Origin of the sequence: Paenibacillus sp. FSL H8-0261 (genome assembly GCF_045040645.1) — a bacterium.
In the GTDB taxonomy this organism is placed as follows: domain Bacteria; phylum Bacillota; class Bacilli; order Paenibacillales; family Paenibacillaceae; genus Paenibacillus_AQ.
Map to the genome: position 1 here is coordinate 5,927,911 of NZ_CP150297.1, position 22,929 is coordinate 5,950,839.

The 22,929-nt window shown below is 41.1% G+C and carries 14 protein-coding genes; all 14 read right to left on the reverse strand.

Features of this window, described 5'->3' with window-relative positions; genetic code table 11:
* Positions 1–37: 37 nt before the first annotated feature.
* The 14 genes from MHI27_RS26315 to MHI27_RS26380 all read right to left on the reverse strand — a co-directional run bounded on the left by MHI27_RS26315 (position 38) and on the right by MHI27_RS26380 (position 22,887).
* Complete coding sequence (locus MHI27_RS26315) at positions 38–1,006, reverse strand: sugar ABC transporter permease (RefSeq protein ID WP_076285296.1); 969 nt, start codon at positions 1,004–1,006, stop codon at positions 38–40.
* Positions 1,007–1,090: 84 nt separating this feature from the next.
* Positions 1,091–2,794 carry a sugar ABC transporter substrate-binding protein gene (locus MHI27_RS26320; protein WP_076285297.1) on the reverse strand — a complete coding sequence of 568 codons (1,704 nt, stop codon included), beginning with the start codon at positions 2,792–2,794 and terminating at the stop codon, positions 1,091–1,093.
* A 115-nt stretch (positions 2,795–2,909) separates the two neighbouring features.
* On the reverse strand, positions 2,910–4,448 hold the full coding sequence (locus tag MHI27_RS26325; RefSeq protein ID WP_341129159.1) for a response regulator: 1,539 nt from the start codon (positions 4,446–4,448) through the stop codon (positions 2,910–2,912).
* Positions 4,449–4,463: 15 nt separating this feature from the next.
* Complete coding sequence (locus MHI27_RS26330; protein WP_076285332.1) at positions 4,464–6,269, reverse strand: sensor histidine kinase; 1,806 nt, start codon at positions 6,267–6,269, stop codon at positions 4,464–4,466.
* Between the two features lie 28 nt (positions 6,270–6,297).
* Positions 6,298–7,827: a response regulator gene (locus tag MHI27_RS26335; protein ID WP_405176801.1), complete on the reverse strand. Its 1,530-nt coding sequence runs from the start codon at positions 7,825–7,827 to the stop codon at positions 6,298–6,300.
* Positions 7,828–8,020: 193 nt separating this feature from the next.
* Complete coding sequence (locus tag MHI27_RS26340) at positions 8,021–9,085, reverse strand: trifunctional transcriptional activator/DNA repair protein Ada/methylated-DNA--[protein]-cysteine S-methyltransferase (protein ID WP_341059508.1); 1,065 nt, start codon at positions 9,083–9,085, stop codon at positions 8,021–8,023.
* Between the two features lie 7 nt (positions 9,086–9,092).
* Positions 9,093–9,881, reverse strand: a complete 789-nt coding sequence (locus tag MHI27_RS26345) for an isocitrate lyase/phosphoenolpyruvate mutase family protein (RefSeq protein ID WP_405175016.1) — start codon at positions 9,879–9,881, stop codon at positions 9,093–9,095.
* A 160-nt stretch (positions 9,882–10,041) separates the two neighbouring features.
* On the reverse strand, positions 10,042–10,968 hold the full coding sequence (locus MHI27_RS26350; protein WP_339267131.1) for a DMT family transporter: 927 nt from the start codon (positions 10,966–10,968) through the stop codon (positions 10,042–10,044).
* Between the two features lie 243 nt (positions 10,969–11,211).
* A complete protein-coding gene (locus MHI27_RS26355; protein WP_405175017.1) occupies positions 11,212–13,869 on the reverse strand; it encodes a stalk domain-containing protein in 2,658 nt (885 codons plus the stop codon).
* A gap of 178 nt (positions 13,870–14,047) precedes the next feature.
* Positions 14,048–16,120, reverse strand: a complete 2,073-nt coding sequence (locus MHI27_RS26360) for a peptidoglycan D,D-transpeptidase FtsI family protein (protein WP_405175018.1) — start codon at positions 16,118–16,120, stop codon at positions 14,048–14,050.
* Positions 16,121–16,608: 488 nt separating this feature from the next.
* Positions 16,609–18,666 carry an iron ABC transporter permease gene (locus tag MHI27_RS26365; RefSeq protein WP_076285335.1) on the reverse strand — a complete coding sequence of 686 codons (2,058 nt, stop codon included), beginning with the start codon at positions 18,664–18,666 and terminating at the stop codon, positions 16,609–16,611.
* An 8-nt stretch (positions 18,667–18,674) separates the two neighbouring features.
* A complete protein-coding gene (locus MHI27_RS26370; RefSeq protein WP_405175019.1) occupies positions 18,675–19,697 on the reverse strand; it encodes an ABC transporter substrate-binding protein in 1,023 nt (340 codons plus the stop codon).
* Positions 19,698–19,902: 205 nt separating this feature from the next.
* Positions 19,903–20,742: a BglG family transcription antiterminator LicT gene (gene licT / locus MHI27_RS26375; protein ID WP_341051716.1), complete on the reverse strand. Its 840-nt coding sequence runs from the start codon at positions 20,740–20,742 to the stop codon at positions 19,903–19,905.
* 279 nt (positions 20,743–21,021) lie between these two features.
* Positions 21,022–22,887, reverse strand: a complete 1,866-nt coding sequence (locus MHI27_RS26380) for a beta-glucoside-specific PTS transporter subunit IIABC (RefSeq protein WP_405175020.1) — start codon at positions 22,885–22,887, stop codon at positions 21,022–21,024.
* Positions 22,888–22,929: the final 42 nt, after the last annotated feature.

Genomic DNA, 22,929 nt, shown 5'->3' on the forward strand with positions numbered 1-22,929 from the left:
GGAGATTTCTGAGGTATTAATTGAGTTTTTTCCATGATTATAACAGCCTCTCTTCCCCTAGCCGCTTCGACGTCCAGTTAGCTAAAAGCAGTAACGTTACACTTACGACTGTTTTAAATATGCCTCCCGCAGTGGCTAAGGAGTAATTCCCTTGCCCAATCCCGTATTTCAATACAAATATATCAATCGTATCCGACCAGTCTACAGTAAGCCCGTTCCCTAACAAGTACGGAACCTCAAATCCGACATCCAATACATGTCCTATGGACATTATCATCAGGATTACAATGGTTGGTTTAATTCCCGGCAATGTTACATTGAACATTTTTTTGTACCGGTTAGCCCCATCAATCTCAGCAGCCTCATATAAAGCTGGATCTATAGAAGCCATAGCAGCCAAGTAGATGATTGTACTCCATCCAACCTCTTTCCAGACGGTTGAAGCACCCACAATACCCCAGAAATACTTCCCTTCACTCAACCAAAGGATTGGTGAATCGATAAGATGTAATTTCATGAGCACGATGTTGATAATCCCGTCGTTAACCGAGAGGGAGACACCTACAATCCCTGTTACAATAATCCAGGAAAGAAAGTGAGGTAGGTAGGATATGGTCTGCACGGTTCTTTTCCAAAATACATTTTTGATTTCATTAAGAAGTAAGGCCAATGTTATCGCGGTTATAAATCCTAGAAAGAAATTAATTAATCCCATAGCCAGTGTGTTTCGTAGTACCCTTAAAAAGGTATCATCCGTAAATAGAAACTTGAAGTGTTTCAAGCCGACCCATGTCTGTTCGCCAAATGCCTTAGCTGGTTTATAATCCTGAAAAGCCATTGTCCATCCCCAAACAGGTACGTACGCAAATAGTACAATATACAGCAGCAATGGAACTGACATCCAAATCAGCTGTTTCTGATTCTTAATCAAGGTCATAGTAATCGGTTGCTTCTTTTTTCTTTTAGGATGCCGGTTAACTTTTTTTCCCGTTAAAATCTCATCCATATATTTTCTCCCCACATCATCCATATATTTCAGAAAGTGGTTGGCTAATAAGCCACCACTTTCTGATTTTTAAGCAAGCTCTAACTATTTAACACTCCAAGTATCAAATCTCCATTTAAGCTGTTCATTGATTCTGTCTTCGTAAGCTTTAATATCCGCTTTATGAAGTTCTCCAACAAATTCAGTCCAAACTTTATCGAAATCGGAAGGGCTAGCCAAGATTGCTTTTGGCAGGTACTTGGTTTTAACTTCTCCCATCTTCGTATCGGCGATTTTTGCTGGAGAATTTTCAACAAGATCTATCGACCAAGCAGGATAAGCCACTGGGTTCGGTCCAGGCTTACTGAAGAAATCTACATAACTGTTGAATCCATATGCGTCAAGAACTTCCTTGTCATACGCTTCCAACCCTGCTTTATATTCTTCTGGTTGGGCTGCCGCATCCGTTGAGTTACCGTCTGCAAAGTACCCTTGCATTTTCGGAGCGGTAGCATACCAAGCTTCTGCTTTGTTACTTAGCTTCCATGTAGCATCAACTGCGTTATCCCGTTGCTCCTGGTTTCTTATAAAGCGACCGTCTACCACTTGATAATCTTCGCCTTCAATCCCCCAAGTGAGGGTTCTTTGCCAATCTTCTTGAATCAATGTGTCCATAAGTTTAAGGATTCTCACTGGATCCTTAGCATTGACAGTAATCCCGAATCCATTATTCAAGTTAAGAGCAGGACGATCCAGATAATAATCTTTGGTGTTAGTATCATACACAAGAGGCAGACCTACATAAGTGCTCATATCTTTCCCTTGTGTCTTGAGTGAATCTTCTGCTTTACCAAAGTTCCAGTGCTGATCAAACATTCCCAGTACGGAACCGCTGGACAATTTAGCTAAATATTGGTCATAATCCATTACAAATGCTTCTTTGTCAATAATACCCAATGCATTCATATCATTAAGTTTTTTATAGTACTGCTTTGCATAGTCTTTATCCGCAAAGATTTCTGCTACGTTATCCTTAACTACTACTCCGCCATCATTAGGATGACCGATCAGATGCTGAGGAGCGTTAAACAATCCCCAGTTTCTCCAGTCTTTGTTATGAATCTCAAACCCAATTGTTGGTTGACCATCAATGGTTGGATTTTTCTCTTTATATTTCACGATAAGATCGAAATACTCGTCCAAAGTTTTAACCGTTGGATAACCGGCATCTTTAAGTACAGCTTTCTGAATCCAGAAAGCTGGGCCAGAGTAATAGGTTGTATTCATCTCACCATTGTACGCACCATAGTTTGGAAGTGTATAAATGTGTCCATCATTGGGATCCTTCATCATGTTCCAGTAAGCTGCGTAATGCGCTTTCAAATTCGGAGCGTGTTCTTCAATTAAGTCCTCGAGAGGAATAAATGCACCTGCTGCCGTCAGTTGGGTATTGGAACTCATCAGATCTGGATAATCCGAACCGGCAATCATAACGCCAAGCTTCTGTTTAAGGTCTCCAGCCAAGAATTCAAAATTGAATGATGCGCCTGTTTTTTCTTTGATCATCTTGTAAATTTTGTTATCTGGTGTGGGTTGCTGACCTGCTTCTCCAAGAAAGATACTAACTTCAAAAGGCTCTACCTTCTTGTCATCGGTTCCAGCTGCAGTTGCAGCTGTTGTTTCTGCCGGTTTGTTTTCCCCCTTAGCAGTATTACCGCTGTTATTTCCACCACACCCTGCTAGAGCAAAACTTAGGGATAATACAGCAATCAGACTAAGTTTGAACTTTGATATTGACTTGCCCCCCATAAAGCACCTCCATATTTTGTTGGTGTAACCATATTGTAAGCCCTTACAAGTTAAATTATAGAGGTGATGATGCCATTGATAATACACCAGAACTAAAGGTGTACCCCCAAAAAGTTTAGGTATTCGTATGTTTAAATTCATTAGGGCTCATCTTCATCTTCTTTTCAAATTGTTTGAGAAACTGACTATAATTGGAATACCCTACTTTCTCGGCGATCTCACAGTTTTTCAGCTTATTGTGTTGAAGTAAACGCGCAGATTCCTTAATCCGGAGGTCATGCAGCTGCTCATTAAAATGAATGCCATTCTTCTTGATCAATAATTGTCCCAGATACACTGGATGCAGGAAGAATACCTCCGACAGCTTTTTAATTGTAAGATTTTCGTGATAATGCGCTTCAATATAGTTGTTGATTTCCTGTACAATCCCCTGTGATTTTTGGATTTGTTCTTTTAGAAGAATATCAATACTCGCCTCACCACATGATAAAAGATTACGCATTAAATCGTTCAACTTCATCATCGAGTCCCGTATTTCGGGGATTGTTATTTGGGTTAACAAGGAGGATACCTGAACTTCACTAGCTTTCGAAGTAAACTCAACGATCTTATACATAATATGAATAACGATCTTCTTCACAACCTCTGGAGCGATGCGCATCTCACGAAAACTGCGAGAGGCCAAGCCCACAGCTTGTTTAAAGCCTTTTATGTCCAGTGTGTTAATAGGCCTCATTAAGTCATCCATCAGTTGAATTTGATCATAGTGGTAGCTGAAGGGACTATCCTTGGTTCCCTGATAGGTCAAGAACCCCGAATGATCCGAATTATAAAAATAATACATTAACGCTTCTTTCGCCGTTCGGTAGCTATTCGCAATTTGAAGCAAAGAGCCCTCGCTATCCCCTACTGCAATATACATGGCTTGCTTAGGGTGTTCATTCAGCAAGGGAGCTACTGCAGGATATATTGCGGCACCCTCATCAGACTCCGAAGGATAGCCGTATACGATTCCAAAGCAAAAAGCCTCCAGATCGATCAGAAACATCGATTCCGTATTCGTTAGGAGAGCTACTGCTTTCTCTCTGATTTCCGTATACATCGTCGGGTCTGTCTGTAGTAAACAAATATTCCAAAGGCTTTTGCCTTCCGATAGACGTGTAAGTACTGTAAAGTCTGACTTATCTTCTGCCTTCTCATTCAGAATGCTCTTAAGAAGAGAGACAACTTCCTCTGAGTTTGCCATTTGATTTAAGCTTCGCTTCTGAGTTTCCTGTTCTAATTCCCGATATATCTCCTTCAATTCTTCTGACGCCTCTTCTTCGAAAAGCGGTTTCATCAGATAATGGTTAATGCCATAACGTATAGCTGTCTTAGCATATTCAAACTCACTATAACCGCTTAGTATGGCAAACTTAATTGGTTTAGTCTCCTCTTGCTGCCAGGCGGAAACCATTTCCAGACCATTCATTAGCGGCATATTTACATCTGTAATGACAAGATCCGGCAGTAGCTGCTTTATTAACTGTAAGCCCTCTTTGCCATTACTGGAGGTTCCACATACTTCAAAGCCAAGCGCCTGCCAGTCTATCCATAGCTGCATCCCCTCAAGAGCACTAGGCTCATCATCGATCAACAATACTTTGTATTTCATAGGCTCCCTCACCTTCTAGCTATTTTTTCGTTCCAGGAGCTTTAGCGGAATGCCAAACGTGACAACAGTCCCTTCATTCGGGACACTGCTGATTTCAAAGCGAACCTGATCTTCATAATATAGTTCCAGTCTGCGATACACGTTGCGGATTCCGATATTCGTTCCTGAGGAGGCTTCTTCATTTTGAACATTAAATAAAATTTCTTTAAGCTGGCTTGGTTCGATCCCTTTGCCGTTATCTGAAATCGTAACTTGCAAACGACCATCCTCGATTTCCGTCTTTACTTTAATGATACCGAGTCCTTCTATGGCCTGCAGACCATGCTTACAGGAATTTTCTACTAACGGCTGCATGCTTAGCTTTGGAATTTTATATTGCAGCGACTGCTCATCGATCTCAAATTGATAGTCAAATTTATCTCTGAACCGGAATTTTTCTATTTTCAGATACATCTCAATGAACGTCATTTCTTCTTCCAATGTAACGAGATCTTCTTTCCAGCTAAGTAGTCTTCTGAGCAACTTGGATAAACTCTTAATGATGTCTGTAACGTCCGAATAATTATTTTTGGTACAGACCACTAAAATGGCATTTAAAGTATTGAAGAGAAAATGGGGATTCATCTGACTTTGCAAAAAATTCAGTTCAGCCCTTACTCTTTCCATCTCCAGGTTATTCTTTTGAATCTCTAGTTTGTATACATCGTTAATTAGAGAATTAATTTTAGTGGTCATTCTATTAAAGTTGTGAATCAAGTCACCAATCTCATCTTGTCCTTCATCGATTTGAATAAGATCGAATTTCTCATTCGTTACTTTCTGCATATGCCTAGACAACCGTTTCACCCGATAATTGTACGATCTTAACATCACATATAAAAAGGCGGTTGTGAGCAAGGTGACAATGGACGCCAAAATACCCGCATAAATTCGAATCTCCATAATCGCCTGAGCAATACGCTCCCCTTGCGTAACCCCTATAATTCGCCAGCTTTTTATATAACTAGCCCCGCCAACGGGTACAATATGTATGTCTTCCTTGTGCTCATCATCCTGAAGCTCGAACACAGGATAAGGATCCTTCGTACCCCTCTGATACCCGCTCTGAGCAGACATAATGATTTCATCCTGCCCGTTAACCAGGTAAAGACTCAAATAATCCTTTTCTCTAATTATAATGTCATATATTTTACTGAGATCCAGGTCAATTCTAAGCAGTTTCTCATAGGTATTCAGTGAGCTGTATACATCCATTCGCTCAATTACACTTAAATACGGGGCATTAGAAGCCACATTAGGCGCTGCGCTCATTTGATAAGCAGCAAGAAACATATGTTTATTCGCAGCACTGAACTGCTTATACCACTCACTCTCCCTTACCTTGTCCGTGATGACCTGATAGTTACTACCGGAAACAATGGAGTCATTATTCGTAAATACAGTAATTCGTTCAAGTTGATTGTTAACTGGCATATAACTGTTCATCCGATCTCGAAGCTGTTCGTCGAAGGTGTCATAAAATTCAATCAAGTTCCCATACCTCCGCTCTAGCAATTCATACAGATTCTTATCCGAGGACAGCGTATAACTAACTGCTACTCCACCCTCAATGAAATCTTGAATATCCTTTCTGGCCCTCTCTAAAGAGATTTCTAAGTTTTGCTGTTCTCTGGATTTGATCAAATCGGAAATCCGATCCAAGAAAACAAGGTTAATAATAATAATAGGGAGTAGAACGCCTATAACGTAAATGAGGGAAAATTTATAGTTCAGTGGAATGTCATTCACTACTTTTCTAAATCTAAATTTTTTTCTCTCCATACGAAACACCTTGCTTCCCCTAGAGCTATTAGTTTTTATTTTCATTTTTATAAACCGATGGGACTACCCCTACAATCAGCTTGAACTTATCAATAAAATAGTCTGTGTTTGAGAATCCCACCTGCACCGCAATATCCGATATTTTCAGCTGCGTTCGCTTAAGCAGACTTTTGGCTTCCTCAATCCTTTTGGCATTTAAATATTCACTAAAGCCCTGCCCCGTTTGTTTCCTGAATAGCTGTCCCAAATAGGTAGAATTGATATGAAATTGCCGTGCTAAATCCTGAAGCTTCAATTTATTCCGAAATTCACGATCCACACACTGAATCACCTTGTAAATCGTATTTTGTTCATTCTGCTGCTCTAATTCAGATAGATAGACCGTCGCCAGCATACATAGACTTTGAACATAGCGGCTTAATGCAAAATAATCATTTAATTCCCCTAAATTTCCATATTCTTGCTGAATCTTTATCATCATCGTATCTGGAGTACCATTCATTTGAGCTATAAGTGTACAAATTGTAAGCTCCAAATGAGCCACTTGGGCTTGCACGATTTCAATCGTCAACAGATTCTCTACGAAAGAGGCGAACGCTTCTTTTACACATGGCTGTATCTGTTCTATATCGTTTGCCAGAACCTTATCCAGCAGCTGTTTGAAGTGATCCTCATGGTGTTCATTCTTCTTTAGAGCCCTAAGCTCACAATAATGAAAAACCCCCTTCTTCTGCTGATGTGTCTTGCGTTTCCATACATCAAGCGCCTGCATATAGATTTCTCGAATCGAACATATGCCTACCATTCTAGTGCTAATCGCCAGGAGTACCGGTTCATGTAAATGTTCAGCGATATCCGAACGAATCTGGTTGACGATAGCGTCCAGACTCTCATTCCCAATAGAAGCAGACTCAAGAATGATCCCTGTTCTTCCCGACCGATCCTGAAAGAAACGGGTACATTCCTTGGGAAAATAGTCGACGATCCGTGAATGCAATGGATTGATGGACATGGCTGGTTCGATAAGAATACACATTATCTCTGCATTCGCTTGAAGCTTCAACGTGCTCTGGGTTAGAAGCTCTAAATTTTCGTTATACTCGCCTTGTATTAGGCGGTTGACGATATTATTTACGACAAAGAATTGCTTCTTATCAAGCTCCTCATTGGAAGCGATTTCATTTTGGATCATAGGCGTAATCCTGCTTAATAAGGACTCTATTTCTTCATCATCAATAGGTTTTAATAAATAGTCATTCACTCGTTGCTGCAATGCCGTACGTGCATATTTAAAGTCATCATACCCAGTCAATACCACAAATTTCGGAGGCTTTGTCATCACTTCATTCAATTTTGCGATAAGCTCGAGACCGTTAATAACCGGCATATTAATGTCCGTTAGGACCAATTCCGGTTTATATTCTTGTATAAGTCTCAATGCTTCTGAGCCATTATGGGCTTCCGCGCACACTTCAAAGCCATATTTTTCCCAGTCAATCATCGTTCTCAGCCCTTCAAGTACCCAGGGCTCATCATCCACGATCAGAACCTTCAGCATGATGTTCACTCCAATCTCCTAAGATAAGGCTCGCTTTCTTATGAAAATATATATTATGCTAACACAATTGGATATTGTTGTGAATTCATAATTTTTCCTTCTTTTGCTTAAAACAGTACTTTTAAATCTGGTAAAAGCATAAAAAAACGACGTATCCAGACTTTCAGACACATCGAGTTCAGTATGTTTTTAGTTAATAAGCTACCTTCGAACTAAGGTTGTTCTCGTGATTGATTAACCATTCTTTTCTTGCAATGCCGCCGCCGTAGCCCCCTAATTCACCATTACTATTGATCACGCGATGACACGGAACCAAGATCGATAATTGATTCGCTCCATTAGCTCTGGCTACAGCTCGACAAGCCGAAGGGTTGTTTATGTTCTCTGCAAGCTCCTTGTAAGAGACCGTCTGGCCTACAGGAATTCTTCGAAGTTCATTCCATACCTTTTGCTGAAAATCAGAGCCTAAATAACGAATCGGTGATTTAAACACCGTAAGTTGCCCTGCGAAATAAAGAGTTAATTCCTCTTCAATTTGCTCTAGCACCGGTACTTTTTCAGGCAAAACAGTTGCATTCAAGCGAGTACGTAATTTCTTAATTTCGTTTTCAAGTCCCTTTCGATCCACAAATTCCAGCAGTAAAAGGCACTCTTCATCTGAGATCGCAAGCATAGACCCTAATATCGTTTCTATCCAGGTACAGTACAGCACTTTAATCTGCTTAGAGTGATTCGGGACCGTTCCCATCGTTCTTGAAAAAGCATCCCTAAACCCATTACTCGAATCATACCCGCTGTCCAGTTGTACGTTTATGATAGAATCCCCATTCCTGATATGTTTGAATGCCAGCCCTAAACGTCTGGAACGTGCATATTCAATAAAGGTCATCCCAAATTGCTTCTTAAATTGCCGGCGTGCTGTATTTGCACTTATCGACAGCTCATCAAAATCTTTATCGGTCCATTTTCTTTCCGGATTACGCTCAATAGCTTCGACAAGAAGCTTTACTTCTAAGGACATTTTCGTGGGATTAGACAAAGGCTGGCATCTTTTACAAGGTCTATAAGACGCTAACAAAGCTTCTTTGGCTGTTGCGAAAAACTCACAATTTTCTTTATAAGGCTTTTTAGCGGGGCAAGTTGGCCTGCACATAATACCTGTTGTTTTTACGCCGACAAAAAATACACCTTCATAATTAGAGTTTTTTTCGACTAACATCTCATAATATTTATCGATTTGCTGTTTATTAGTAATCATAGTGTTGTTAGCTCATTTCTGAATAATGTGCAGGTATCTGCAGAATAGCTCGAGCATCTTCTTGAAGATTATGCTGTGCTTGAAAGTAACTATACGGTCCATAGCTAATTCTTTTTACGCCAAGCTCTTGCAATTCAACATTTGAAATCATACCATCCATTACCATAACATTTACAGGCAGTGGTGACTGCTGCACAAAATATTCAATCAAGTTTCGATCGGTGAGTCCCGGTATAAAAATCCCATCCGCTCCAGCAGCAGCGTATGCACAGGTACGCTCTATTGCTTCATTCACTAAATCCAAAGAATGCTTCCCATTTTTGAAAAAGAGATCGGTTCTGGCGTTAATAAACACCTTCTTCTGAAGTTTGGCTGCCACTTGCTGTATAGTTCGAATACGATGACTTTGTTCCTCGATCGCCCATAATTCATCGCCCGGATGATTCACCTTTTGATCCTCAAAATTAATCCCACAGATGTCTAGCTGGAATAATTGTTCCATGTTATTGGCTAAGGACTCTACATCTACAGCATACCCACCCTCAATATCTACCGTCAATGGCACCGATACATGTTCTGCTATTCTCAAAACAGACCACAGCAGCTGCTCAAATGAGAGCTGTTCACCGTCCGAATATCCCCATGCGTCCGCCATAGCGAAGCTACTTGTGGCAATAGCCTGTGAACCCGCTTTTTCTATCGCTTTAGCCGAAGCTACATTCCAGCAGTTATACAGCATTAGCGGATTTTCTTGATCGTGCAAAGACTTAAAATAGTCATAGTCATTTCGGTTCATCAGTGGTCATCTCCATTAAATAGAATAGCACCACTATATAATAGACAATGATTCGCCATACCAGAAAAATTAACACCAATCTTTTTTCGCAAAAAAAAAACACCGATTGATGATCTCATCCTATAAGGACCTGATCATACCATCGATGTTAGTATACAGTTTAAAGTTCTACCTTACGGAGTGATGGTTTGGAGGAAGGTTTAGGTGACTTTTTCCCTGTTCGCATCGGTATGATTTGTGGTGCAGCAATTCCGATCAGAACAACGAAAATTCCAACCCAGCGAAGTAGGGATACTTCTTCTTGCAGGACTAACACGGAGGCTACAACAGCTGCCGGCAACTCCGCCGCACCAAGAATCGTTCCCAGACCTGATCCCAGTTTCGGAACACCAATAGAAAAGAAAAGCACAGGAATAACTATACCAAGCAACCCTAAAGGAAGACCATACTTCCAAAGTCCATCTGTAAGTGCTCCGTCATAAATAAAGGAAGGGGAAAAAACAACCATAATAATAATCATTGCACTTGTAGTCATATACAAGCTTTTATTCACAGCAGGTACCTGCGTAGCCACTCTCCCACTGACAAAAATATAAAAGGCAAACGACACCGCAGACATCAAACCGAAAACAATACCACTCGTAGTCATTTCGCCTACACTAGGTTCTAGAATCCCCCCAGCTAATATGGTTCCTATCAGAAGGATAACCATTGAAATTATTTTCTCTCGACTGGGCCATTTTCTATCTACAACAGCCTCCAGAATCACACCAATCCAAGTAAATTGGAATAAGAGAACGATCGCAATCGAAGCAGGTAATTGTTCAACGGCAAACCCATAGAAAATACCCGTCATACTAATGGTAATCCCCGCGCCTAATAACGAAGCACCTACCTTTAATCCAAGTTTTTTCCGGGAAAATAATACAACTAACAAGAGCAGCATGCACCATCCAAAAAAGTATTGCGCCCCGACCAGTTGCTGCATTCTAAATCCATCGTTCATTCCAAGCTTGACGATCGTTGACAGCGATCCATAACTACATGCTCCTATAAATACTAGTAAAGCATATTTGAGTAACTTCATATTCATCGTAATCTTCTTTCCTTTCTGTTGAACCGTCCTATTGAACCGTCCAAATCACATAATAAAGCCCCTTGTCATCGAAATGACAAGGGGCGACTGAAACCAAAGAATACATCTTTGACAAAATTCCGCCACTCCATCCACTGGATAGAGTTTGGTTTATTTACTTATAACAATACGAATTATAATATGATAAATCACACAGGGTGTCAACTTGAAATGTTTACAATAACTTTATTTCGGTTATATTTCAAATTCTTCTGTTGAATTTGAAAGACCACCATTCTGTACACCACTATTATTCGCTACAGCAAGAACATACACCTTATATTTGACACCTTTAACAATTGAATCTCCGTTTACATCCCTTGTCGCAGTGAATGTTGAAGGATTCGTCCCGTTAGGGGTTACCGACGTATAATATGAAGATCTTACCTCAATAGCATCCGCTGATCCAAACCCTTGTTTAGACGGAACAACCAAGACTCGGTATTCTGAAATGTTGGATTCATTGGCTGATTTGACGAAACTAATTAGGATTCTGCCATTGTCCTCTTTATACGTTACATTCGTTACAGAAATGACTGGGCTCTTGGTTGTTGACAACGTAATGACCGAAGACTCCCCGGATAACGCATTGGGACCTGAATAATTACTACCACCCACAGCTAACACGTACACTTTATAACTAATTCCAGGCTTTATTAAATTACCACGTACGTCTCTGGCGGAAGAATCTAATACTTGACTGGTACTGTTGCCTGATGTACTTACCGAGGTGTAATTAGCACTCGATACATTATTAGCATCAGACAGGCTAAAGCTACTGTAATCTGACGTAGGTACCACCATAATCCGGTATTGGTTGATGTAAGTTTCATCTGTGGCGTGACTAAAGCTCACCTTCAAATCCCGGCCATCACCATAGTCATTTACATCGCTGACACTCAAGTTTGTAACGGCTTTTACGCTAGAATCATTCAACAAAGTAATGACCGATGAAGCGGAAGAGAGCACATTCGAATCCCAATAAATCCCGCTTCCGATGGATAACACATATACTCTATAGCTAGTTCCATTCTTTATCGAAGCTCCGAGAACGTCTCTAGTTGACGAATTCAATACTTGACTGGTAGAAGATCCAGATGTACTCACCGATGTATAGTTGCTACTTGATACATTATTCGCTTCAGCTAAACTAAAGCTACTATAATAGGATGTGGGTACTACCATAATCCGATACTGGCTAATATAGGTTTCGTCCGTCGGATGAGTGAAGGACACTCTCAAATCTCGGCCATCACCATAGTCGTTAACGTCACTGACACTCAAGTTTGAGACGATACTCACACTAGAATCATTCAACAACGTAATGACCGATGAAGGTGACGAAAGCACATTGCCAGTATTACTGCTTCCAATAGATAAAATATATACTTTATAGTTGACTCCATTCTTTATCAAAGCTCCACGTACATCTCTGGTTGATGAAGTCAATACTTGATTGGTTGTAGTACCTGTTGTACTCACTGCTGTATAGTAGGCACTCGATATATTATTGGCTTCAGCTAAACTAAAGCTACTGTAATATGACGTCGGAACTACCAGGATACGATACTGGCTAATATAGGTTTCGTCCGTCGCATGAGTAAATGACACCCTCAAATCTCGGCCATCATTATAGTTGTTAACGTCGCTAACAATTAAGTTAGAAACCCCTATGTTGGACAGCGTAATTGCAGATGAAACAGAAGACAACACATTATTTGCTGCATTACTGCTATCAATTGCCATGACAAACACTCTGTAGCTCACGCCAGTTTTAACAAGAGCTCCGTCCACATCTCTGGCTCCTGAAGATAAAATTTGCGTGATATTATTACCCGTCTTGCTGACTAACGTGTAATTAGCACTGGTCACATTATTTGCTGTAGCTAAATTAAAATTCGAATAATTAGTAGCTTTGACAACAAATATCCGATAAGAACTTACCTTCGACTCATCTGACAGCTTATTGAAGCTTACCGATAAATCTCTTCCATCCCCATAATCGCTTATATCATTTACTTGTACATTATTTATTGCCGCTACAGTCTTATTCACTAGTGTCATAGTGGAGGATCCACTAGAAAGTGCACTGGCATTACTTCCTTTGCCAACCGTCAAGACATAAGCCACATACGCTTGATTACTCTTAATTGAATCACCATCAACAGTCCTCGAAGCAGAAGTCAATTGAATCGAAGGATTAGTACCTGTTGGTAATACCGTAGAATAATTGTAAGAGGTTATCGTTTGTGCGGACGACAAGTTGAGAATATTCCCTGATTTCACAATCAAAACACGGTAATGATCCACTAGTGACTCATTTGCCGCTCGAGTGAAACTAACCTGAAGATCACGACCATCACCGAAATCACTCACATCCTGCGCTACTACATTGGATACTGGGCCTGCATTTCCAACGTTAGAGGCTGAAGTCGTTATAGTTACAACTTGCGTCTTGGGGTTCCATCCCACTTCATGGCCCAGTGCTTCACTGACGAACCTTGTTGGGACCATCGTTCTCCCCTTCAGATTCAAACCAGGCACGTCTAGAGTTACAGCCTTATTGTTAATGGTGGCGGTCTTTGAGCCAATCTTTAACATAATCGTTGTATCATCTTTAGTTGCAGTTACAGTTTGTGCTTTTTGATTCCACTTGATGGTGGCATTAAAGGCTTCAAAAATAGCCCGCAACGGCACCATCGTCCGCCCATTCACCATCACCGGTGCTTGATCTGTAGACAATCGAACCCCGTCAATAATAATACTGATCGGAGTAGCAGCCTTTACAGAGGATTGAAACATCATCGGAAAGACTACTAAAACTACTAAAATTGAAATCCATAACTTCTTCACAGATCCACCCTCCTGGAATGACGAATACATTTTTTACCTACTCATCTGACGCTTCTAAGTATATAAAAGTTTCATGATTTATAGGTTACAAAAAAATAATCTAGACTCTCCCCCTCCATCCTCCACACCCCCTCTTGGAAAAAGAAAAAGGAAAGAGCGGTGTGCTCTCTCCTTTCGATTATTCGTTCATATTTTTAACAATATTTTTTTTCGGAATTCCATCCAAACCATACTCCCAATCATAAGCATCAAAAATTTTTCTAGCTACAGGTGCGGCGCTATTTGATCCGAACCCACCTTCAGGAATGACTACAGCCACAGCAAGTTTTGGATTATCACGTGGTGCAAAGGCTATGAACACTCCGTTATCCCGGTTAATTTTTTTACTATCCGTTTGTTGTGAAGTCCCTGTTTTACGAGCAAAATCATAGGGGAAATCACCGAAGGCACTTTTAACGTCACTGTTCATCCCTTTCTTGATTTCCCGCCAAAAGGATTTATCGAAATGGGTCACTTCATCAAGCACTTCCCGTTTGAACGCTTTGATAACCTTCCCATTTGAATCAGTGATTTTGCTTACTAACTGTGGTTTGATTCGTTGCCCTTCATTGGCTAAAGTAGCTGCATATTGCGCTAACTGAAGAACTGTGTAACGCCCCTGCTGTCCAAAAGAAGCATACACAAGTGCAGACTGAACTGACCCAGCTTTCGCTTCAGCCTTATAATTCAAATCACCCAAGTATTCTCTGGGTAAACCTATTCCTGTTGTAACACCAAGACCGAATTCTTTCATATATGTGTCCCATACACCGATAGCCTTAGACTTGTATTTGTCGTACAATTTTTTCCCGATCATATCAACCATGTATACATTTGATGATTTTTCAATTGCTGTGTGAGGATACAAAGAGCCGTATACATGATTCGATGAATTCCTTACAAAGGTCTCATGTCCCTCTCTACCAAACGAAGTGATTCCTTTATCTTGATAAGTAGAAGATGTATTTATAAACCCCTCTTTTAATCCAATCAGTACACTTAATGGTTTTATTGTCGAGCCGAGCAGCACCGTGGATTCGAAATTATGCCCTGATCTTCCTGATGAATAGGGAGTGATCGTTCCGTTTTGGTAATGCTTTTCGATTTGTCCGTACTTCTCCGGTAATATCGAACCCGTAGCCCAATAATTAGTATCATAATCAGGCATACTCGCCATCGTAATAATATTGCCTGTATCGACCTCCATGGCTACAGCATAACCTGTTAAAGCATCAGGATGTGTTTCCCCCTGAACTGTATGCGAATGCAACCACTGAATCTGGTCTTTAATGGCCTCTTCGGTCTTCAGCTGAATTTTTTTATTTATCGTGGTCCAGATATTGCTCCCTTTAACCGGGGGTTCAATATTAACGATTTTTTCCGCCATGTTCTGCGGATCTACTGAAACTTCCTTATAACCATTCTGCCCCCGAAGCTCCTTCTGGTATTGCAGCTCCAAGCCATCAAAGCCTACGAGCTCATCCTCTTTATAGTTAAGTCCAGGATCCTGATTATTTTTCATCGCCTGAAGTACATCCTTATAAAGATCTAAACTTGTAGAGGATTTAAAAAACTTCACATAGCCAACAGCTTGTACAGCCACTGTATCGGTATCATAATGCCTAGAGCTTTCCTCTAACACTTCAAGATTAGGATATTCGTTTTTATGCTCCAAAAAATAAGCAATTTCTTTCTTGGATAAGCCTGATTTAATTCTTCGAGCCACATATCCAGATGATTTTTTAGAATATAAATCCATGGCCTCAAGGATCTCTTCTGTTGTTATTTTTTTATCATTAGGATCACCATAGGTTTCGAAGGCTTCTGCTAACTTGCCAGCCAGTGCCTTAGAATTATTATTTGCCTCAGCAGTTAATGTAGTTTTTTTGGTCGTTTTATCTGTTTTTGTAGCAGTATATTCCTTTTGCAAAGTTAGATATAAAGATTGAACAGGCGTAGAATACGCCAATTCCTCACCTTCAGCCGCGAGAATACTCCCTCGGATAGCCGATAATGGCACTATTTTTGTATCCCGATTAGCCTCAGCTTCAGTTAGCGTAGATCCTTCGACAAATTGCAAGACTGCAAGACGAAGGATAATCACACAAAAAATAATAAAAGTGCTAAAGAAAAAAATATTGATTCTTAATTCACCAGAGTTATTTATAGTTTTGCTGCCGCCTCGTATACCTTTTCCGTCGAAGAGTCTCACATAATCCCACTCCTTATTTCCAAAATAATACAACATAAGAATCAAGTATAAACTAGCAAACTAAAATATACAAAATTAAGAATAATAGTTAAATAATTGTTCACAAATCGATGATATCCAATTAAAAAAGCAGCGATCCCCGGTATGGGAGAATCGCTGCTCTGTGTTTTTGGGCGGTGGTAGCCTGCACCTATGAATTGTCATCATTTGCTGAAGCTTACGGACCCAGATGACGTTATTCCCTTGGAAGAGGGGCAAATTGAGTACTCTTCATGCTCATAGCGGCTAGTCCGTTATCACTTCAAATGCGAAATAAAGCGGTATTTAAGGTCAGCTGTGTCCGATAGCTAGCGTAAGCGAAAGTCTTAATCGAATGAACCGAAGTTGGAGGAGTTCTAGATCGAGTAAGCTCTAACTAATCAGGGGTGCCCCATAAGCCATAAAAATGGCCGATGGGGCACCCCTGATTTTTTTCTTATAGCAAAACCTTACACCTTTCTGACTTGCGACCGATACATTAAAAATAGGAAATACGGAGCTCCGATCAACATAATAATAAGGCCTGATGGGATTTCTTTCGGTGCCATTATGGTTCTTCCCAGCGTATCCGCAATCACGAGCATCAATCCGCCAAGTAATCCTGACAAAACAATAGATCGTCTTGTGTGATGCCCAATCATCATCCGTACCGCATGCGGCGCCATAAGTCCGAGGAACCCAATGGTTCCTACACTTGCAACGGCTCCCGCTGCAAGCATCACACCGATAATCATCGCCCAAAGCCGAGTTCCGCGAACGGGCAGGCCCAGACCTGTTGAACTCTCATCGCCAAATGCTAGTAAATCGAATCTACGTCCTAAATAATAAGCAAAAGGAACGAGTACAATCAGGAAGATAAACAAGCTATTAAATTGATTCCAGCTTCGTCCGTAAGTCGAACCCGTTAACCAAATTAAGGAGCTGCTGCTCCATAAACTGCCCTTGACGATCATGACCTGTATTCCCGCAGAAGCAATTGCTGATACTGCAATTCCAAGCAGGATAAGGACAGATGGATTCAAGGCTCTACGCCATGCCATAACAAACACAAAGGCTGCAGCCAAAGCACCACCCGCAATTGCTGCAATAGGGACTGCTAATACCGTCAATGCCGGAAAAGCAACCATTACGGTTAACGCCCCCAATCCAGCACCCGAGGTCACACCAATAATGGAGGCGTCAGCCAGCGGATTTCGGACAGCGCTTTGAATCAAGACACCGCTAATGGCAAGCGCGATACCGCCTCCAGCCGCAACGAGTGTACGCGGAAGCCGTAAATTCAGCAGGACGGAATAAGATCCATCTCCGCTGTGGATAAGACTGCTCAGTAGCTCACTAATCGGTATTCTCGTTCCCCCAAGTGACAAACTCACAAGGATAACCGCAACGAGCAGTACGGTCATGGTTATCACCGCCGGAACAAAGCGCATCCGAAGCGCAGTTCCACCTATATTCATAGATGACTGACCTGAGCCTGAACCCGATATATTCTTCATCTTGGTGAGCACCAGCCATATGAGCCAAGGTGCTCCAATAATCGCCATAACCGCCCCAACTGGCATCTCACCTACACTGCTACGAACCATACGCGCAAGCGTATCCGCTGCCGTAATGAGCAGTGCTCCCCACAGCGCACTCGCAGGAATGAGCAGGTGATGCTTTCGAATACCGCTAAGCCGAACCAGATGAGGAGCCACCAGACCAACAAATCCGATCGGACCGACCACGCTGACCACGACCGCAGCCAACAATACAGATAAACCTAGACCTAACCCCCGTGCCAATCCAACACGTTGCCCGAGTGAACGAGCAGTGGACTCATCAAGCTCCAACGCGTCAAACTGCCTACCTGCCAGCATAGCTGCTATTAGCAATGGAATAACAAAAGGCCAGGCATATTTAACACCGTCCCAATCTAGCTGAATCAGTGAGCCTGAGCCCCATAAAAATAGGTTTTGCGTTTCGTTCTTGTTAAAAATATGTAGGGCCGATGTAAACGCGCCGAGAACCATAGACACGATCATACCTGATAAAGCTAATCGGACAGGCGTGGCCCCCTTACCACCACTCAACAAATAAGCAGCCAGTGCAGCAAGCAGCCCCCCTGCTACTGCAAGCAAAAATGGGAACTCATGCTGCAAAGCTGGAAAAGTAACCATACCTAGAACAACCATAAAATAAGCTCCGGCATTAATCCCCAATGTATCTGAAGAAGCAAGCGGATTCTTCGTTATCGTTTGCAATAATGCTCCAGCCGCAGCTAGAGCAGCCCCAGCCAGTAGGCCAATTACCGTACGCGGCATCCGGATATCCCAGAGCAGATTATGTTCCATCACATCCTGGCGATTTAGCAATCCCTCCAATACCGTAGCTGCAGGAATTTTGGCTTCGCCGAAGCCTAGGCTTAGAATGGACAGAACAAAGAGGACGGCAAGGCCGCCCCCAAATATTCCAATGATTCGCCAAGTCATTCCACTTGAGGCTTCTTTGCTGCTCTTCCCGTTCATAAAAGCACTCATTTCGTTAATGTATTTATAACTTCATCCACGATAACTTTGGAGGAAATCGGACCGCCAAACACCCAAGTAGTACTGCTCAATCCGAAGGTACGATTTTCTTTCACAAAGTTAAGGCCGTTCCACACGGAATTATCCTTCAGCTCTTTCGTGAAAATATTATCATCCTTCTGAACGATATACATCAGGTTAGTATCCTGAACAGCCGGCAATGCTTCAACCGTTGATGTAGTGAATCCGTAAGCTTCGAATTTTTCGGGTTTCCAGTCGTTCTTCAAACCAATCCGTTCCAATGTTTGTACAGCAAGTGAGTTATCTGTAAAAAGACGCAATGTTGCCGCATTCTGATAGCTGTAAGCTTGCGTCAGCACGTAATTCAAGCCTTCTTTACCTGCTTCAGCCAGCTTTGCCTTCGCTTCCGCATAATGTACATCCAGGTCAGCAAGAACCTTATCGCCTTCCGCGGTTTTACCTACAGCCGCTGCAATTGTTTTGAAAGTATCTTCCATCAACGTATACTGATTGCCTTGTCCTTCTTCCGGATACAGACCGAAAATCAGTGTTGGAGCGATGCCTTTTAATTGATCATAAATTCCTTCGTGTCCGCCCGTATTCGCAATAATCAAATCTGGCTTTAATGAAGCAATGGTCTCTAGATCCGGCTCATCACGTGAACCAACATCCGTTACGCTTGCATCGAGTGGCACTTCAGAAGTTACATATAACTTGTAATTTTCGTTATCAGCATTCCCCACCGGCTGCATTCCGAGCGCAATAATATCTTCCGTAAATGTCCACTCCAGAACTACAACCTTTTGCGCAGGTTTATCCAGCTTAACCTCGCCTTTAGAATCTTTTAATACGATCGGACCGCTTGTAGATTCACTACTTGCGTTTTCAGAAGCTGGTTTGTCATTTGCTCCCGTGTTTGATGTTGAATTATTCTTTTGGTTAGTACCACAGCCCGATACTACCAATATGATAGCAATAACCATAAATAAACTAATTAACCTTTTGTGCATTCTCTTTATCCCCCTGTATATAACGCTCGAAGTTATATTCTATGATAATTGTTATCATTCTATTGATAATGATTATCATAGATAACATAATAGTTATCTTATACGTGATTCCACCGAAAGTCAAAGTTAAAATTTAATATAGCTGGACTTTTTTCTAAAAAAAATCCTAATAAATCAAGGGCTTCCTTGATCATTAGGATGTTTGCTACTCCATTTTTTGGTTTGTAATTCTTTCAATGTGTATGGTGAGATACAGCATTTCATCATTTGTTAATTCACGATTGTATGTTTTATCAATATAGATTTTTATTTTTTCAACGCTGGCGAAAGCTTCTTTGTATTGCTCCTTCACTAAATTAAATAAGCCGTTCTCATTATCTGGCGGTGGAGTGCCGTTGATGAGACGTTGGGCAAAAAATTTCAAGTGAGTGATAAACCGATAATAAGCGAGTGACTCCTCATCATACTCTAGTCTAAAATGATGCTTCACGATATTTAAGATGTCATTCATAATCTTCGTAATATTGACCATATTCGGCATCTCTTCATTCAGTTCAGCATTCACCAGATGGAGAGCAATATGTCCAGCCTCATCCTCGGGAAGCATAATGCCAAACTTTGAATGAATAATTTGAAGTGCAGCTTTCCCAACCTCATATTCTTCCTTATAGAACTTTTTGATCTCCCAAAGCATGGCGTTTTTAATCTTCATCCCTTTTGAGAATCGCTCTAACGCAAAGCTGATATGATCGGTCAGACTGATGTAGATACTATCATCCAGCATTTTACCTAGTTGCAGCTTGGCGAAATTGATGATCTCTTCTGAAAGCTCCATATGCTCTATTGGAATCTCAGAAAGCAGTGTTTTTAGCTTATCAGAAAGCTTTTGATTGCTTAAAGTGAAGATCTTTTCAATTTTGTCTTCTTCTAAATAGTCCCCTTGTTTTTTCTTAAAGGCAAGTCCTCTTCCCATGACTACCAGTTCAAAATTTTGATCATCTATGACAGTAACAACATTGTTGTTTAACACTTTTTCGATCCGCATACGGCAACCCCTTGTACCAAAAATTAAAAAAGGCAAACCCAAAAGTAACCATTAAACAAATGGCTTAACTTCGGGTTTTGCCTGCACGACCAGTAACAATCCACAATTATTAATTTATAAAAATCATACCATGGACTTATTTAATCGACAAGCATCTAGCAATCCTATCCATTATGCGCAACTAGCTATATTTTTATTATGTTTTTCATAAAAAATCGACCTCTCAGCATCCATACTAAGAGATCGATTTCATTTTAATTCTTATGGCCAGCCACTAAATCAAACTACAACCGTCATCAGATCTTCGCCCGGTTTGATGGCCGCTTTCTTGGTGCCAATGACATCACTATAGTTAGCTGTATTGGTAATAATGATTGGCGTCGTGCTTTGATAGCCTTCATTTTTTATTTGTTCGAGATCAAATTCAATCAGTAGGTCACCCTGTTTAACCGTTGCTCCTTCTTCCACTTTCACATCAAAGTATTTCCCTTTTAACTTCACAGTTTCTATACCGATATGGATCAGGACTTCAACGCCATCATCCGATACGACTGCAATACAATGACCTGTTCTGAAAATAGTGGATACAACCCCACTTACCGGGGAGTACAGCTTACCTTCTGAAGGTTCGATTGCCATCCCCTTGCCCATTGCTTCAGAAGCAAATGCAGCATCATCTACTGAGGATAAAGGGATTACTTTACCAGCTAGAGGGCTTACAACAGTCGTACTTTTCACAGCGTGTGGGAGAATAACTTCGCTCTCTTCAGTATTCGTCTTTTCTTCTACACCATTTGATGTTTCTTCTACAGCATTCGCTTTCTTTTTGTCTTCAAAACCAAAGAACATCGTAATCACCGTAGCCAATATAATCGTCCCAAGAGCTATGATCGCTTGAATAGCCAAAGGTGAGAATGCAGGAAGACTTAATACGCTAACAAATGCGAATACTTCCATTTTTACACCAGCAAGACCCGACATCGCTCCACCTAGACCACCGGCAATAGATACATAAATAAAAGTCCGTTTGTAACGTGTCAGCAATCCGTAAATAATAGGTTCAGTTACGCCTGAGAGCGCGCCAGGTAAAAAGGTACTTCCGGCCAATGTTTTCAACTTTTTGTCTTTTGTTTTCAAGAAAATCCCTAAGGCTACACCAAGTTGGGCGAAAATAGCCATACCTGCCATTGCATAGATCGGATCTCCACCCTTAGCAATGTTTTCAAGAATAATCGGAACGAGTCCCCAGTGCAAACCGAGCACGGTCAGGTACGTCCAGGAAATCCCCACAATTGCACCCGTAATAATACCACTCTTACTGCTGAGGAACACAATAGCGTCTCCGATTAAGTTCCCTACATTCACTCCAAACGGTCCGAAAACCAAAATGGTTAAAGGAACAATTAACATCAAACATAACATAGGTACCAAGAACAATTGTAAATCCTTGTGTATAAATTTTCTTAGTTGCTTATCTAGTAAAGCATATATACAGATGGCGATGAAAATCGGAAAAACGCTCGATGAATAATCCGACATTACTAAAGGAATACCTAGAAAATGTGGAGATTCAACACTGGCTAATCCCGTAATATTAGGTTCGAGTAAGGCCGCACCGATAGCGCCCCCTACATAAGCATTTACACCAAGTCTAATCGATAACGTAATGCCTAGGAAAATTGGCAGAAAGTAAAACACAGCATTACTAGCGCCGGCTAGTACTTTGTAAGTCTCTCCATCCGCCGCTAAAACATGTAACGAAGTCAGTACAGTTAATAGCGCTTTCAACATACCCGCACCCGCTAAGGCACCAATTAAAGGCGAGAAGCTTCTAGAAATCACATCAAAAATCAGGGTTCCTATAGATTTCTTAACCGTATTATCGCCAGAATTATTACTAGGGGATATGGATTTGCTTATCTCTTTATAGACATCAGCAACATGGGTACCCACAATAACTTGGAATTGTCCCCCTTTGCTAACCGCACCAATAATCCCTTCCATTTTATCCAGCTTTTCTTTATCAACTTTCTGTTCATCATTAAGCGTGAATCTTAGTCGAGTAGCACAGTGAATTACGTTGTTAATATTTTTCTCTCCACCGACAGATTGAATGATGTCTTTACCTAGCTGTTCATAACTCATTATCCTACACCCCTTTGGTAACCGATATATTAATCAATCGAG

Bases quoted from the DNA above. Each gene is read 5' to 3' on its own strand.
- MHI27_RS26315 (WP_076285296.1), bottom strand. From the start codon at position 1,006: ATGGATGAGATTTTAACGGGAAAAAAAGTTAACCGGCATCCTAAAAGA.
- MHI27_RS26320 (WP_076285297.1), bottom strand. From the start codon at position 2,794: ATGGGGGGCAAGTCAATATCAAAGTTCAAACTTAGTCTGATTGCTGTA.
- MHI27_RS26325 (WP_341129159.1), bottom strand. From the start codon at position 4,448: ATGAAATACAAAGTATTGTTGATCGATGATGAGCCTAGTGCTCTTGAG.
- MHI27_RS26330 (WP_076285332.1), bottom strand. From the start codon at position 6,269: ATGGAGAGAAAAAAATTTAGATTTAGAAAAGTAGTGAATGACATTCCA.
- MHI27_RS26335 (WP_405176801.1), bottom strand. From the start codon at position 7,827: ATGCTGAAGGTTCTGATCGTGGATGATGAGCCCTGGGTACTTGAAGGG.
- MHI27_RS26340 (WP_341059508.1), bottom strand. From the start codon at position 9,085: ATGATTACTAATAAACAGCAAATCGATAAATATTATGAGATGTTAGTC.
- MHI27_RS26345 (WP_405175016.1), bottom strand. From the start codon at position 9,881: ATGAACCGAAATGACTATGACTATTTTAAGTCTTTGCACGATCAAGAA.
- MHI27_RS26350 (WP_339267131.1), bottom strand. From the start codon at position 10,968: ATGAAGTTACTCAAATATGCTTTACTAGTATTTATAGGAGCATGTAGT.
- MHI27_RS26365 (WP_076285335.1), bottom strand. From the start codon at position 18,666: ATGAACGGGAAGAGCAGCAAAGAAGCCTCAAGTGGAATGACTTGGCGA.
- MHI27_RS26370 (WP_405175019.1), bottom strand. From the start codon at position 19,697: ATGCACAAAAGGTTAATTAGTTTATTTATGGTTATTGCTATCATATTG.
- licT (WP_341051716.1), bottom strand. From the start codon at position 20,742: ATGCGGATCGAAAAAGTGTTAAACAACAATGTTGTTACTGTCATAGAT.
- MHI27_RS26380 (WP_405175020.1), bottom strand. From the start codon at position 22,887: ATGAGTTATGAACAGCTAGGTAAAGACATCATTCAATCTGTCGGTGGA.